The sequence below is a fragment of the Streptomyces sp. CA-210063 genome, assembly GCF_024612015.1.
Taxonomy (GTDB): Bacteria; Actinomycetota; Actinomycetes; order Streptomycetales; family Streptomycetaceae; genus Streptomyces.
Genome location: NZ_CP102512.1, coordinates 5,172,641 through 5,187,288 on the forward strand (window position 1 = coordinate 5,172,641; position 14,648 = coordinate 5,187,288).

Annotated in this window: 16 protein-coding genes; 7 read left to right on the forward strand and 9 right to left on the reverse strand. The window is 70.8% G+C overall.

The window, feature by feature from the left end:
• Positions 1-26: 26 nt before the first annotated feature.
• The 4 genes from JIX56_RS22395 to JIX56_RS22410 all read right to left on the reverse strand — a co-directional run bounded on the left by JIX56_RS22395 (position 27) and on the right by JIX56_RS22410 (position 3,591).
• Complete coding sequence (locus tag JIX56_RS22395; protein WP_257542986.1) at positions 27-758, reverse strand: hypothetical protein; 732 nt, start codon at positions 756-758, stop codon at positions 27-29.
• Positions 759-840: 82 nt separating this feature from the next.
• Complete coding sequence (locus tag JIX56_RS22400) at positions 841-2,229, reverse strand: hypothetical protein (RefSeq protein ID WP_257542987.1); 1,389 nt, start codon at positions 2,227-2,229, stop codon at positions 841-843.
• On the reverse strand, positions 2,226-2,591 hold the full coding sequence (locus JIX56_RS22405) for a hypothetical protein (RefSeq protein ID WP_257542988.1): 366 nt from the start codon (positions 2,589-2,591) through the stop codon (positions 2,226-2,228). Before JIX56_RS22405 ends, JIX56_RS22400 begins: the two co-directional genes overlap by 4 nt.
• Positions 2,592-3,345: 754 nt before the next feature.
• Positions 3,346-3,591: a GntR family transcriptional regulator gene (locus JIX56_RS22410; protein WP_257542989.1), complete on the reverse strand. Its 246-nt coding sequence runs from the start codon at positions 3,589-3,591 to the stop codon at positions 3,346-3,348.
• A gap of 159 nt (positions 3,592-3,750) precedes the next feature.
• Here JIX56_RS22410 and JIX56_RS22415 point away from each other — a divergent pair, with 159 nt between their 5' ends.
• Both JIX56_RS22415 and JIX56_RS22420 read left to right on the forward strand, forming a co-directional pair.
• Positions 3,751-4,071, forward strand: a complete 321-nt coding sequence (locus tag JIX56_RS22415; RefSeq protein WP_257542990.1) for a hypothetical protein — start codon at positions 3,751-3,753, stop codon at positions 4,069-4,071.
• A complete protein-coding gene (locus JIX56_RS22420; protein WP_257542991.1) occupies positions 4,071-4,376 on the forward strand; it encodes a hypothetical protein in 306 nt (101 codons plus the stop codon). Before JIX56_RS22415 ends, JIX56_RS22420 begins: the two co-directional genes overlap by 1 nt.
• Positions 4,377-4,457: 81 nt before the next feature.
• On the opposite strand, the gene JIX56_RS22425 is transcribed toward JIX56_RS22420, so the two are convergent.
• Complete coding sequence (locus tag JIX56_RS22425; protein ID WP_257542992.1) at positions 4,458-5,096, reverse strand: hypothetical protein; 639 nt, start codon at positions 5,094-5,096, stop codon at positions 4,458-4,460.
• Positions 5,097-5,370: 274 nt separating this feature from the next.
• On the opposite strand from JIX56_RS22425, the gene JIX56_RS22430 reads away from it, so the two are divergent.
• Positions 5,371-6,531, forward strand: coding sequence for a sensor histidine kinase (locus tag JIX56_RS22430; RefSeq protein WP_257542993.1), 1,161 nt, complete (start codon positions 5,371-5,373; stop codon positions 6,529-6,531).
• Between the two features lies 1 nt (position 6,532).
• Complete coding sequence (locus JIX56_RS22435) at positions 6,533-7,216, forward strand: response regulator (protein WP_257542994.1); 684 nt, start codon at positions 6,533-6,535, stop codon at positions 7,214-7,216.
• 85 nt (positions 7,217-7,301) lie between these two features.
• Here the strand turns inward: JIX56_RS22435 and JIX56_RS22440 are convergent, their stop codons facing one another.
• Complete coding sequence (locus JIX56_RS22440; protein ID WP_257542995.1) at positions 7,302-7,538, reverse strand: hypothetical protein; 237 nt, start codon at positions 7,536-7,538, stop codon at positions 7,302-7,304.
• 152 nt (positions 7,539-7,690) lie between these two features.
• Positions 7,691-8,248: an isochorismatase family protein gene (locus JIX56_RS22445; protein WP_257542996.1), complete on the reverse strand. Its 558-nt coding sequence runs from the start codon at positions 8,246-8,248 to the stop codon at positions 7,691-7,693.
• Between the two features lie 37 nt (positions 8,249-8,285).
• On the opposite strand from JIX56_RS22445, the gene JIX56_RS22450 reads away from it, so the two are divergent.
• Positions 8,286-8,609, forward strand: coding sequence for an ATP-binding protein (locus JIX56_RS22450; RefSeq protein WP_257542997.1), 324 nt, complete (start codon positions 8,286-8,288; stop codon positions 8,607-8,609).
• A 23-nt stretch (positions 8,610-8,632) separates the two neighbouring features.
• Here the strand turns inward: JIX56_RS22450 and JIX56_RS22455 are convergent, their stop codons facing one another.
• A complete protein-coding gene (locus tag JIX56_RS22455; RefSeq protein ID WP_443031858.1) occupies positions 8,633-9,415 on the reverse strand; it encodes an AAA family ATPase in 783 nt (260 codons plus the stop codon).
• A 177-nt stretch (positions 9,416-9,592) separates the two neighbouring features.
• Here JIX56_RS22455 and JIX56_RS22460 point away from each other — a divergent pair, with 177 nt between their 5' ends.
• Complete coding sequence (locus JIX56_RS22460) at positions 9,593-11,077, forward strand: MFS transporter (protein WP_257542999.1); 1,485 nt, start codon at positions 9,593-9,595, stop codon at positions 11,075-11,077.
• Between the two features lie 100 nt (positions 11,078-11,177).
• Here the strand turns inward: JIX56_RS22460 and JIX56_RS22465 are convergent, their stop codons facing one another.
• Positions 11,178-13,004, reverse strand: a complete 1,827-nt coding sequence (locus JIX56_RS22465; RefSeq protein ID WP_257543000.1) for a lysyl oxidase family protein — start codon at positions 13,002-13,004, stop codon at positions 11,178-11,180.
• A gap of 413 nt (positions 13,005-13,417) precedes the next feature.
• On the opposite strand from JIX56_RS22465, the gene JIX56_RS22470 reads away from it, so the two are divergent.
• Positions 13,418-14,623 (forward strand): SCO2400 family protein, encoded by a 1,206-nt coding sequence (locus tag JIX56_RS22470; protein WP_257543001.1) that lies wholly within the window; start codon positions 13,418-13,420, stop codon positions 14,621-14,623.
• Positions 14,624-14,648: the final 25 nt, after the last annotated feature.

A 14,648-nucleotide genomic window follows, 5' to 3' on the forward strand; every position in this document is an offset into this window, starting at 1 on the left:
GGAGGCCTGCGATGGCGGCCCGAGCGTCAGCCAAGCGAGTCCTCGGACGTCGGCGGTGTGCTGTGCGTCGACCCTGGCCACGACGTCGGGGGTGGGCCGAACGCGCGACGACCGGCCCTCACCGCCAGAGCGGCGAGGGCGGCGTTGGCGCCACCACCGATCACAGCGCCGATACCGAACGGTGCCACTCGGCCGAGAACGATGATCCCCTGCTTGGTCCCGTACTTCGTGATGAAGTTCTTCCCCAAGATCTTGTTGATCTGGCGCAACGTCTCGACAGGCACCTTGGCGACCACCTGACGTCCCCAGTGCTGCCCCGTACGCTCAGCGACCTTGCCAATGGTGGCGGAGCCGGTCCCGCCGAGCATGATTCCCATCACGATCGTCCGGCGGCGCTCGATTTCGTCGATAGGGACTCCGTGGACTTCGGCGAGCGAGAGCGCGAAGAGGGCGCTCAGCTCAAGAGACGAGAGAGCCTCGCCCGCCGACAGTGCCAGGGCGACTCCCGTGCCGACGCCGGGGGCGGCCGCGGCTCCTCCGACTGCGGCACCCGTCCCGGTCAAGGCGCTGACGTACATCCGCTCCAGACTGCGGATCACCTGTGCCGGTGTCGCCTCCGGGTTCCGCTGGCGGGCCCGGGCGATGTTCTTGCGCACCAGCAGGCTCTGGGTGTCGATCGCCTTGTCCAGGAGGTCGAGGACTCGCTGCCCACGTCCGTCTGCTGCCGGAACCGGCCCGTCGAGGGAACCTGTTGCCATGCCTTGAACTCCTTAGGTCGTCACGTCCGACTGAGTCGGAACACCGTCGAGGACTGATCCACGAGCTGAAGGCGTGCGCGCCCTACGCCCTGTCGGCCGTAGTCTGGCCGGTCTCTCCGCCCAGCGGCTCACCGACCAGCGTTGCCGCCGCGAGCGCGTAGGTGAGCAGGTGGCTGGCTTGCATCCCACCGGCGGTAAAAGCGGCCCGCAGCTTCAAGTACAGGGCGTAGAAGGTCAGCGGCTGCTGCGGATCGCACAGGGCGCCGATGTTTCCCTTCGGCACACCCCACGTCCGCAGCGCCCCCGCTGGATCGTCCTCAGCGGCGAGCCGGGCACCGTCCGCGAGCCAGGGGAGGCCGAGCTCACCGGCCGCCTGGTCGAAGAGGCTCACATACCAGTCCCGCGAGCGGCACTGGATCGCGTCGCACACCTCGGTGGTCCTCAGGTACGAGGGGTCGAGCGGGGTGTGGATGGGGGCTGATCCGAACATCTCCGAGGTGAAGGAGACGGCTCCCGCCCCGGTGCCGGAGGCGGCCTCGGTCGCATCCAGGGCCAGGTCGAGGGCTTCCTGGGCGAGCTTGCGCTCCTCGGGGTTCATCTCCCGCAACAGCGCGGCCGCCCGCTGCCGGGCGGGCGGGTGGCTCGCGCCCCGGCGAACGAAGAGCGCCCGTTCGGTGACATGCACGGCCAGCATCCCGATGGCGGCTCCGACGGCCCCGAGAGCCGCCTGCTCGCTCGCAGACGGCAGATCGTCGAAGAGCCGTTCGCACGCGCGCCGGACGGCCCGCAACGCGTGCAGGTCGGCTTCCGCCTCAAGCTGGTGGCTCTCCGAACAGACGGGCAGGTACTCGTCGGGCGCGAAGGCGCTCACCGAGGACGCGTGCCCCAGGACGTAGTGCGCGAGTTCGTGGGCCAGGACGAACTGCGCGGACATGTACTGGAGAAGGATGGCGTACTGCGTGGCCATCGGTTCCAGCCGGATCTCCATTTTCCCCGCGAGCCCGAACACCCGCTGCTGTGTGGTGTAGTAGCGCAGCAGTCCGGTCAGGACCTGCGTCTCGGGGCCGCGCTGCCCGGCGAGCCCCAGCGCCTGGGCGTACAGCCCACACAGGCTGACGGTCGCATCCGACACCGTGACGAGTCCCGAGTCGTCGGTGAAGCGGGTCATCCGGGCGGAGAACGTGTCGCGATTGAGGGCCACGGCCCATACGTCGTCCAGGGCCGTGCGGCTCGCACCGAGGTCGGCCAGGGCGTCCTTCACGTTCCCGACCATCTCCGTGAGCCCTTCACCGACGGGGTCGTCCGGGAACTGGGGTCCGGTCGCGCCGAACTCCGCCATCATCGTGTCGAGTTCCCGCAGCCCGCGGTCGTCCCCCAGCTCGGTCAGCCGTGCACGCATCTTGGCCAACTGACGGGCCCGGTTGACCCTCAGCTTCTCGTACTGGCGGTAGGCGAGGCTCCCGCCGCTCACGCGGAGAGCTCCGGCGCCGGGGCGGTGCGGCAGAACACACCGAGCCCGACCCGGCCCACCAGTACCGCGATCAGGACGGCGGTCTTGGCGTCGCCCGCGAAGTCGGCGATCAGTTCCTGCACGGTGAAGGCGTCGATGAGCCGGTCCGTCGATGTCGTGCCGAGGAACGCCTGCGCCTTCTCGTGGTGGCAGATTCGCCGCTGGAGTTCGGCGTGTTTGTCCGCGAACCACTCCTTGCCGAACTCCCGGTGGCTCTCCTCGTCCTCCGGCGAGAGGCCGAGACCTTCGCCCAGGAGTTCGGCCCCCAGCAGGGCATACAGTTCGTCGTCGGTCTTGTCCCAGTAGCTCTCGACCGTGGTCATGGGGCCCCCGCCTCCGACGTTCATACGACTATCAACCGGCGGCATGCTACTCATCCTGGACACTGTCCGGGGGGTGGATCGACCCAATGACCACCCTTTCGGGCAACTCTGCCCTTGGTGAGCCGGCCGGCGGCGGTGGAGTTGGTGTCGGCACCAGTGCCGGACCTGACGGTCGTGCAGACAGCGAGCCGCAGCAAATAATCGGCGTCCTATGCCAGACCGGGAATATTCCAGAGCCGACATGGACGAAGAGCAACGCCCTCCGTAGCGTCGTACGCAAGCCCCCGGACCGGGGGCCGACTGCGAAGGGGAGTGGAGCTGCGTCGGCACCAGGCGGAAGCACACGCCATGAGCGAGGCGAAGAAACCCGAACTCTTCGCAGATCACGCGCTCATGACCATGCGGGTCTCCCACGACTCCGGGCAGACCTGGAAACCCGAGCGGGCTGTCTTCGCCACGGATGACCTCTGTCCCTTCATCACGGCGGAATGGCCCCCGTGCAAGTGCCTGCGATGCAGCAAACCAAGCAGACACTCCGACCTCTGAGGCGTCCGCCCGCCCTCGCCGACCCGATGCCCTGGGCGGTGGCCAACGCGGTCATCACCATCGTCTCCATCTCGGCGCCGCCCACCGCCCCGGCCGACGCGAACACTGGCAGTCCGCCGGCTCGGGCGAGGGCCGGACGCCTGCGCCGCAAGTCAAGTTGGTGAGCGGGGCAATCCCCCTGCCGGTCCTGGCCTAGCGGGCGGCCGTACTACCGCTCCGGCTCCACGGGGCGCTCGGCGACGAAGGAGCCAAGGCCGGGTTCTGTGTAGATGAGGCCTTCCTTGCGGAGTCCCGCGAGCACCTTCTGAGCAGTCGCTGTCGCGATCCCGAACTCGGCGATGATCTGCATGACGGACGGCACTCGGGTGCGCGGTGGGTAGGTTCCGTCATCGATCCGGCCACGAATGACCTCGGCAACCTGCCGCCAGCGGGGAATATCAGGTACGAACTGCATCACTACACCACCATGCCTACACTCAGGACACCAGTGCGATCCCCGATATGCCCTAGTACACCGTGATGCACTGGGGTAACGTGAGAGCAGAAAACCCCCGCGACGGGAGCAAGCCGTCCGGGGGCGCGGCCACCAACTAAACCTGAAGGAGTTGATGACATGGCCGACCTTATCGGTCGCCTCATCGCCCGGCTGAGCCTTCTGCTCACCCCACCCCCACCCGGCAGGCATCACCGAACAACGCACCACCACCCCACGCACCCGACCGCCCCCCTCGCACCACCTACGCCCTCCCTCCCCACCCACCGCAGCCCGTACGGCCTGGACGTGGACACCCCGCTCGACGGCGCCGCCACCGTGGCCGTACGCCCGTACGTCACCGCCGACGAACAACGTCATCGGCGACGCGAACTGGCCATGGCCACCTTGGGGTTGGACATGCCGGGCCCGTACTGGATCCACGGGATGGAGGTCGCCTGATGGACGCGAGCACCGAAGGGCTGCAACCGGCGGTCATGGGGCGCCTGTTGCCGTGGTCGGGAGCGGACGGCAAGCTCTGCTACCTGATCACCGACGACCGGGGCGGGCCGGTCTCCCGCCTGGCCGACGCCACGGAATCCATCCAGCTCGGCATGGGCACCGAACTGCTCGCCCACGCCCAGGACCTGCTTCCGGACAGCCCGCAGGGCGAACTCCGTTTCCTCGCCGAGCGTTTGACCGAGGCGCTCGGCGACGCTCTCCGCGTCGCGGAGAGCAGAGGCCAACGCCTGGATCGCCTGAACTGACCCGGTGGGGTGAGGCCCTCGGACCGGCACAACCGGTCCGAGGGCCCGTTCACAGGTGTACGCCGAAGGTCCAAGGGTCCCTCAGCCCGCGCTGACGACCGGTGTCCGGTTCGGGTCCGTGGTGTGCTCGACGCCTGGGGCCGTGCGCCACAGTGCGGCCGAGAGCCACATCAGGATGACGCCGACCAGGACGTGCAGCCCGCTGGTGAGCAGGGAGTCGGGCAGCGCGGTCAGGAACGCGAACAGCGGCAGCACCACGGCGTACCCCCACGACGGGACCCTCGGGAAGACCCGGGCGCGGATCATGGCCGCCCCGAACAGGGCGCAGCCCACGGCGAAGACGGCCGCGGAACCGATGAGCACGGGGACGGTGGGGCCGGTCAGGGTCTGGTCGACGACGTTCTCGTCCAAGTAGAAGAGCACCAGGTTCGACGCGAACGCGGCACCGCCGAACAGGCCGAGGCCGATGAGGTTCACGGTGGCGGCGATCTTCCCGAGGCTCCCGGCGGCCTGTCCCTGGACCAGGTGCAGCGCGGTGAGCAGCGGCAGGGCGAACGCGGGGGCGAGGGCGAGCGGGACGCTGGTCGCCGAGGTCTCTCCGGTGAACGCCTCGACCAGGCCGGGCAGGGCGATCAGCAGGCCGGACAGCGCCCCGCACAGGGCGCCGGCGCGCATGGTCGATGAGGTGGTCGACGTCGATGAGGTGACGGATGAGGACACGGGGCCACTCCCGGTTGCTCGGACGGTAGTGGTGGGTGGTCGCGCAGACGGAACTGACGGAACTGACGGAACCGTAGGAGGCAGCCGGACGGCGTCGGGAGATGAAGGACGTCGCGCATCGGCGGCCGGACGTCACGTCTTCCGGACGGGTGCCGTGCCGTTCGGCACATGCCGTCGGGCCTGTTCCGGCCCTGATGTGCTCGCCGGGGGCCCGGGGCGGTCGTGACCGTTACCGACAGGCCCTAGCCTGGCCGCACCGGGTGAGGGGGTGCGCATGGTGGCGTATGTGCCCGTGCGATGGGTGTCGCCGCTGCTGTACGGCGTCGTACTGGTGGGTGGTCTGTACTCCGCGGCGGCCGGCCTGGATGACGGCCCCGGGCCGACGGCCTGGCGGACGGCCGGCTTCGTCACCGCGATCGGCGCGCTGTTCGCCCTGGAGGCGGCCGGACGCCGTCGGCCCGATGCCCGGGTGCCGCTGCTGCTGGCCCGCTGCGCCCTGATCGGCGCGGTGGTGCTGCTGGACGCCTCGGGACTGTCCCAAGTGCTGGTCGTGCTGGTGCCGTTCACCGCCTACTTCGCCTTCGGCCGCACCACGGCGCTGGCGCTGGGCGCGCTGTGTCTGGCGGTGCCGCTCGCCACCTACCTGTTGACCGTGCCCGGCTGGTACCGCGATCAGGAGCACGTGTCCGACCTGTTGATGCTCTGCGTCGGGTTGGTGCTGGCGGTCTCGATGGCGGCGGTGGCCGTCGGCGAGCAGCGCGCACGGCTCGAACTGGAGGCGTATGCCGCGCGGGTCGCCGAATTGTCCGCCGCCACCGAGCGCAACCGGCTGGCGCGGGACATCCACGACAGCCTCGGTCACCATCTCACCGCGATGTCCGTGCAGTTGGAGATGGCCTCGGACTTCAGAAGCCTGGACCCCGACGCGGCCCAACGGGCCCTGAACGAGGCACGGCGATCCGTGCGGCTCGCGCTGGGCGACGTACGGCAGTCGGTGCGCGCTCTGCGGGACGAGGCGACGCGCCCCACACTGTCGGCGGCACTCGCCGCGCTGGTGCGGGACGGCGCGGCACAGCCGCGGGTCACCGTCGAGGTGAGCGGCGACGAGGACGGTTACGGCGCGGTCGAGCTGACCGCGCTGTACCGGGCCGCGCAGGAGGCCGTGACCAACGCGCGCCGCCATGCGCGGGCCTCACAGGTGAGGGTGGTGGTCCGGTTGGCCGGGGACGCCGCGCGGCTGGAGGTGACGGACGACGGCCGCGGCTTCGCACCGGACGCGGACGCCGCCGGGTTCGGGCTGCTCGGCATGCGGGAGCGGGTACATCTGGTGGCGGGAAGCATCGACATCGACAGCGGTCCGGGCGCCGGCACCCGGGTGACGGTGACGGTCCCGCGCGGGGCGTCGGCGAAGTCCGGGCAGACGGGGGAGCAGTGACATGAACAATGCGAATGACCATGAGAATGAGGAACCGGAGCAGGCGCCGCCCGTGCGGGTGCTCGTGGTGGACGACCAGCGGCTCATCCGGGACGGCATCGCCTCCCTGCTCTCCATCCGCCCGGGCATCGAAGTCGTCGGCACCGCCGTGGACGGCCGGGACGCCGTCGCGAAGACTCTGGAACTGGGGCCGGACGTCGTGCTCATGGACGTCCGGATGCCGGAGACGGACGGAGTCGAGGCGGCCGCCGTCCTGCGGGACCGGGCGCCGGAGTGCCGGGTGGTGATGCTGACGACGTTCGACGACGAGGAGTACGTCGTGCGGGCACTGCGGGCCGGCGCGCACGGCTATCTCCTCAAGGACCTGCCGGCCGAGGAACTCGCCCACGCGGTCCGCCTGGCGCACGCGGGCGTCACCCAGCTCGACTCGTCCGTCGCCCACCACCTGACCGCGTTCCTGCCGCGTTCTGCCCCCGCCGCCAAGGCCCCCGCGGTCTCCCTCAGCCCACGCGAGACGGACATCCTGCGGCTCGTGGCACACGGGCACACCAACCGGGAGATCGCCGCGCGGCTGTACCTCAGCGAGGGCACGGTAAAGAACCACATCTCCCGCATCCTCACCCGCCTCTCCCTGCGCGACCGCACCCAGGCAGCACTCCGCGCCCGGGACCTCGGCCTGTTGTGAGCCTCCGCCGTCGCCTTCGATCTGCTTGCGCAGACCGGCCAGTTGAGATCACTTCCAGAGACATGAGGGACACAGCCCGGCCCGCTCACCCCTCCGAGTCCTCCGACCGGTTGCGGCGCTGCCGCAGCCACAGCAACCCGGCGGCCAGGCCCGTCAACCCCAGTACCGCGGCCTTGGCCGCCCCCTTGGACGCCAGTAGTCCCAGGGCCCAGGATCCGTTCCAGCCCAGCCACAGCAGGAGACCCGCTGCCCCGAGCGCGCACACCACAGCGGTCACTATCTCGACTGCGGCCCACACCCGGCCGCGCCCCCCGATGTCCATGACCTTGATCGTAGTTGTCTGACGCGCCCCCAACCCACCTGGGCAGCCGGCCACTTCGCCGTCACCGGCCACCCGCGAGCCACAGACCGAGACCGAGCCGGACAGCGGGGTGGGCGGCCCTCTGCCCACCCACCCGGCTGAGCCCAGCGGTTTCAGGACCCGCCGAACTCCACATCCTTCGTCGCGACGGTCCCGGCCGTCCGGCCCGGTGCCGTCTGGTAGGTCCAGTACAGGTTCGTGTGGGCGATGACCTGGTCCGGGGACGGCGCTCCCCAGGCCGACTTGTCCCCGGTGGTGTGGGCGTCGCCGACCAGCGTGGCGTCGTAGCCCCTGACGAGTGCGCCATGGAGCGTCGAGCGGATGCAGGCGTCGGTCTCCGCGCCGACGACGAGGAGCCGGCCGACCCCGAGGCCCGCGAGCACGGCCTCGAGGGTGGTGTCCTCGAAGGAGTCGCCGTAGCGCTTGTGGACGAGCGGTTCGGTATCGGCCGGAGTCAGCTCGGGGACGATCCGCCAGCCGTCGCTCCCCTTCACGAGGTCCTCGTCGGAATGCTGCACCCAGACGACGGGGATCCCGCCCCGCCGCGCCCCCTCGACCAGCGCGGCCACGTTCGCGACGACCGCGTCGCGATCGTGGGCCTCCTGTACGACGTCGCGCTGCACATCGACGACGAGGAGTGCGGTGTTCGGTCGACCTTCGAGTGTGGTCACGGTTGTCCCCCCCTGACGCATGCGACCCATGCGACGCATGCCAATTGGTGTCACACGCACGCTATCCCCACCCACTGACAAACACGCGTCCACCCGCACCGCCGAGGTCCACCTCGCCTACACCTCGTCGCAACTCCGGCTGACCGTCTCCAACACCACCGCCACTGCCACTGCCACCGCCACCGACGCCAGCCATGGCAGCCACACCGCGACCGCCACCCCGGCGCCCACCCCCGGCGGCGGATACGGCCTCATCGGTATGCGCGAGCGCGCCCACTCCGCCGGCGGTCGGCTCCGGGTCGGGCCGGGGCCCCACGGTGGCTTCGAGGTGGTCGCGGAGCTGCCGCTGCCGCGCTCCTGACGTTCTCGCCCCGCCGGGCGCCTTCAGCCCAGGACGTGCCGCAGATACGACCGCGGGTCGGCGAGGTAGCGGCGCCAGTGGTCGACCAGAGCGAGCTCGTCCCAGGCCACCCGGCGCATGCCGTGGTCGCCGACCTCGATGATGTCCGCGCCGGGAAGGGCGGTCAGCAGCGGGGAGTGGGTGGCGCAGATGACCTGGCCGCCACACTTCACCAACTGGTCGATGTGGCCGAGCAGTTCGAGGCAGGACGTGAACGACAGCGCCGCTTCCGGCTCGTCCATCACATACAGGCCGGGCTGGAGGAACTTCCCCCGGAACGCCGCGAGGAAGCCCTCGCCGTGACTGACCGACTCCGGGGCGAAGCCTTCCCGGTCCAGCGCGTCCAGCGCCGTCTCCGCGCGCAGGAAGAAGCCCTTGCGGGCGGACCAGCTGCCCAGCATCCGCCGTCCACGCGGCGCCGCGTCGAACCGGATCCGCTCGCCCAGCACCGACTTCGGGCGCTGACTGGCGTAACGCCAGTCGTGCGAGCCGCCCCAGGAGTCCAGGCCGAAGCCTTCGGCGAGGGCCTCGACGAGGGTCGACTTGCCCGAGCCGTTCTCACCGACCAGATAGGTCACCGGCGCGGTGAAGCGCAGGCCGTCCGCGACGAGCCCGCGCACACAGGGCACGGACCAAGGCCATTGCCCTTCATCGGGTTCCCCTCCGCCGGGGTCCCCCTCGCCGGGGTCCCGTTCGCCGGGGACCCGTTCGCCGGGGTCCCGTTCGCCGGACGAGGCAACGTGAGCGTACGCACGTTCGACAATCACGCCGCCGAGTCTCCCACGAGGCGGCCGAGATCCACCCGAACCGGCCACTCCGGGCACGTCGCCTCGCGAACTAACTTGCGTAAGTCAAGCAATCAGCTTATGGTTGAGTAAGTCAAGCAAAGCAGTGGCGATGAAGCCCTCTCCCAACCCCTCTCTCTCCTGACGAAAGGCCCCGCCATGTCCCACACCCTTGCCCGACCCGCCGACGCGGGGGCCGGCGCCCCGTCGCGGCCGAACGCCGTGGTGGCGGTGCTGGCGCTGGCCGGGATCGTCGTCGCGCTGATGCAGACGCTGGTCATTCCGATCGTGCCGGAGCTGCCGAGGCTGCTGGACGCGCCGGCGTCGGACACCGCGTGGGCGGTGACCGCGACGCTGCTGGCGGCGGCGGTGGCCACGCCGGTCGTCGGACGGCTCGGCGACATGTTCGGGAAGCGGCGGATGCTGCTGCTGAGCATCGTGCTGCTGGTGTCCGGTTCGGTGGTCTGCGCGCTGGCCGACTCGCTCGTCCCGATGATCATCGGGCGAGGGCTCCAGGGGCTGGCGGCCGCCGTCATCCCACTCGGCATCAGCATCATGCGGGACGTTCTGCCCGCCGAGCGCCTCGCCGGGTCGACCGCGCTGATGAGCGCCTCCCTCGGGGTCGGCGGCGCCCTCGGTCTGCCCGCCGCCGCGTTCATCGCGGACAACTGGGACTGGCACCTCCTGTTCTGGACCTCCGCCGCCCTGGGCGCCCTGTCCTTCCTGCTGGTCCTGATGGTCGTACCGGAGTCGAAGGTCCGCACCGGCGGCCGTTTCGACCTCGTCGGCTCGCTCGGGCTGTCCGCCGGGCTGGTCTCGCTGCTGCTGGCCGTCTCCAAGGGCGGCGACTGGGGCTGGACGAGCGGGACGACGCTGGGACTGTTCGGCGCCGCGGTCGTCGTCCTCGCCTCGTGGGGCGTCTACGAGCTGCGGGCGAAGCGGCCGCTGGTCGATCTGCGGACCACCGCCCGGCCGCAGGTGCTGTTCACCAACCTGGCCTCGATCGCGCTCGGCTTCTCGATGTTCGCCATGTCGCTGGTCCTGCCGCAGCTGCTCCAGCTGCCGGAGGAGACCGGCTACGGCCTCGGCAAGTCCATGATGACCGTCGGTCTGGTGCTGGCCCCGCAGGGTCTGGTGATGATGGCCATGTCCGCCGTGTCCGCGGCACTCACCAAGGCCAAGGGGCCCAAGGTGACGCTGATGATCGGCGCGCTGATCGTCGCCGCCGGCTACGGCCTCAACATCGTCCTCATGAGCGAGGTCTGGCACCTCATCCTGGTCTCCTGCATCATCGGCGGCGGTGTCGGCTTCACCTACGGCGCGATGCCCGCCCTGATCATGGGTGCCGTGCCGGAGTCCGAGACGGCCGCCGCGAACAGCCTCAACACGCTGATGCGCTCCCTCGGCACCTCGTTCGCCAGCGCCCTCGCCGGCGTCATCCTCGCCCAGATGACCACCGACTTCGGCGGCTACGCCCTTCCCTCCGAGAACGGCTTCAAGGTCGTCATGGCCATCGGCGCCGGCGCCGCCCTCCTCGCCTTCCTCCTCGCCTCCTTCATCCCGAAGCGCCGCGCGGCCGTCCCGGCGGCCGCCGCCGAAGGCCCGGCCGAGGAGCGGGCGGAGGTCGCCGGAGCGAAGGCGTAACGCCCCCGGACCACAGCCCCCGCTCCACCCCCCACAGCGAAACCCCCAGGCCCAGGGCCTGGGGGGTTCGTTGTTCGTGCCGAGCCGCGACTCTCGTCCGTTACGGCGCGTCGATCAGGTCGTGCGGCGGTACCTGGACCGTGCGCTTGCCCGCGTCGCCGCCGAGGACGACCTTGCGGAGCGCGATGTTGTTCTTGTGGTTCGTCTCCTGGAGACGGTTCTCCGGGTTGGCGATGACCTGGATGTAGTACGTGCCGTTGGGCAGGTCGGTGATGTCGAAGGACTGGCCGGGACGGTACTGGGTGTACGTGTCGCCGGAGCCGACGTCGAGGACCTCACGTACGGAGATGGCGTCCTGCGAACCGCACGCGGTGGACAGGTCGGTGTTCTCCGGGTGCCAGTTGGCGTTCTTCACCGTGTAGTCGATGGCGTCGGTGTTGGCCAGGCAGAACGCCTCCTTGCCGGAGCGCACCTCCTTCGTCTGGTCCTCGCTGAGCAGGCGGTAGCTGGCGAAGTCCGTGAAGTGCCAGTGCTCGTGGCCCTCGCGCGGGTCCCACTCCATGGTGCCGGTGGGGGTGTAGCCGACCTGCTTGCCGTCGGCGTCGTAGAAGTACTGGTACGCGTCCATCAGGTCCGCGCCGGGCTTGCGGAAGCCGTCGACGACGAGGGGCGCGGGGCCCGCGTTCCAGACGTTCGCGCTGAAGGCGAGGTAGTCCTTGCCGGCCACGTCGCCGTCCTCGCCGTCGGTGATGGCGATGTCCCAGGCGGGCAGCGACCGCAGGTCAGGCTTGGGGATGTTCGCCGGGGCGCCCGCCTTGCCGGTGGGCCGCTTGGGGGCGGCCTTCAGGGCGGGCGCGATGCGGGAGCCATCGGTGTGGCCCTTGCCGTCGCCGAGGTGGTGGGCGAGGCCCCGGTCCTTGAGGGCGAAGGACAGCTCCGGCGGCGTCGGGGCGTCGGCGCCGCGCGGGCCGTAGTGGCCGTCCTGGGCCGGCTGTCCGGCCGGGGCCGACTGGGCGGCGTGGTCGCCGCCGTGAGCACCGCCGTGGTGGGCGGAGGACGACGACTTCGACGGGGCCAGGCCCGCGCCGCCGCCCTCCTCGGTCTCCTCCCGCACCGTCACCTTGACGGTCGGCCGGTCGTCGGGCATGCCGAACAGATCGCGGTACTTCTTCGCCACGCCCACCTGGGCGGTGTACTCGCCGACCGGCAGGTCCACCGCACCCCCCTCGTAGTCCCACGTGGTGGTGTTGGCCGCCCAGCCCTTCTCGACGCCCCACACCGAGCCGAGCGTCCACGGGTTGGTGGAGCAGCTCTGCGGATAGTGGTTGGTCGCCGGGGCGTCCGGGCGGATCCGGCCCGAGGCGTTGTTCGGGCAGAAGTTCCCCTCGCTCTTCACCACTTCGTCGCCGGCCGCGTTCTTGACCGAGATCTCCAGGAAGCCGGGCAGCCCGGAGAAGTCGTTGAACAGCCCCTTGGGCAGGGTCTTCGTCTTCGTGGTCTTGCCGTCGCGGAGGATCTGCTTGGCGACGATCGGGTCCTTGTACGACTTCCGCGTCACCTGGAACTCCAGGGGCGCGTTGTCGACCGTGACGTACGTCCCGAGCTGCAGGAAGACGCCCTGGGACCACTCGGAGCGGGTGAGCGTCACGGAGTTCGACGCGGCGATCAGCTTGAGCTCCGGCTTCCCGGGCGTCGCGGCGGGCGCGGCACCGGCGCCGGGAGCGGCCCCGGCGATGGCGGCCACCACGGTGAGCGACGCCAGGGCGGCGAGACCCGGACGGGACAGGCGGCTGCGGCGCTCCCGGCCTCTCGTCCGGCCGGTCGCCCCCTCGCCCGTACCGTCGGCCCCCGGCCCGTTCGTCGGACTGCTCGGACTGTTCGAACTGGTCATCTGGCTGGTCATCGGTTCCTCGTCTGCGAGTGCCATGGTCAGTGGCATCGGACTGGACAGCCCACGGACGGCGACCGGTCGGCCGACCGTACGGCGCACCCCAACGCGCCTGGGCCCGGCCGGGCTTGCTCCGGCCGCCCTGTGAGCAACCTGTGAGATTGGTAAACGGCGTGTGCGGGTTGCCTGTTGAGGCGGAATTCGACGAACGGGGCGGCGAGGACGGCTCAAACAGTGGCGAGCACGGCTCAAACACATGCCCGCACATCCCTGCGGAACCGGCTCCAAGTCCCCGAAGGATCCACGCAGGAGCATCACACAGCCTGCACACAGCTCTGAGAATGGCTCGTTAGCGTTGCTGACCGCTCGATCCGCTCGATCCCACGTGCGAACGTGACGTGACCGGGCCGCGGCCCGGCGGGTCGGCGGCATGCCCACACAGGAAGACCTCCATGGACTACTGCACCTCATGTCGCCGACATCTCAACGGCGCCCTCGTGTGCCCCGGCTGCGGCGCCTACGCGCCCGACATAGCCCCGGCCGCGATCGACAGCCGCGTCGGCCCGTCCCGGGCGACCGGGACGACCGGGACGACCGGGACGACCACCGGGTCGGTGATGCTCCCGATGGTGCCGACCGTGCCCGCGGCGACATGGGAGTACGGCGCCACGGACGGCGGTTGGCACGAGGACGCACCGGCGCACGGCTTGGCGGATCACGGCTTGGTGGGGGACGAGTTCGCGGAAGACAGGTTCGCGGCGGACGAGTACGGCACAGGGCGGTTGGCGGGGGACGGCTTCGCGACCGACCGGTTGGCGACGGACGGCTTCTCGGCTGACCGCTCGGCCGCCGGGGCGCCCGCGGCTGGCCTCGGACTCGGCGGGAACGGGGGCGGGGGCGGGGCCGCGCGGTCCGAGGCCCCGCTCAACGAGACGTCCGGCATCTCCGGCATCGAGGACGTGAACCCGGACGTGGACGTGGAGGGTGTGCCGGCGGCGCCGCAGGGGCGGGCCGCGCGGCGGCGCCAGCTGGCGCGGTGGAAGAAGAACCAGCGCCGGGCCGTGGTCGCGACCGCCGTCGCGCTGGTCGGCGGCGGCCTGACCGTCATCGGGATGGACCGGCAGTCCACCGACCGCACCCAGGCGGCCACGGCGCCGGACGCCGAGAGCCTGGGCGGCGTCGAGGAGCAGGGCTCGCAGCGCGGCCGTACGTCGGCGACGGAGACCGACGACACCCGGCGCACCTCGGACACCCCCGCCAAGCGGTCACCGGGCACCAGCACCTCGCGCAGCGACCGCTCGGCCGTCGATACGCCGAACTCCCGCGAGGGCGACCCCAACACGCCGCGGACGGCCTCGCCGACGCCGTCCGCCGAGCAGGCGCGGACCGGCTCCTCCAGCAACGGCAAGACGGCCACCGACGCCGCGACCGGCACACCGACGGACAAGGCGACCACGCCTCCGGCCGCCGACGACGCCGGCTCCTCGACGGACACGGGCACGGGCACGGGCACCGACACCGGCACGGACACGGGCAGCGGCACGGACTCCGGCTCGGACACGGGCACGGGCACGGGCACGTCGGGCGGTTCGAGCTCCGACACGGCGACGACTTCACCGTCGGGGCTGTGCCTGCTCGGCATCGTGTGCGTGAGCTGACGCCGACCGGTCGGCCGCCGTACGG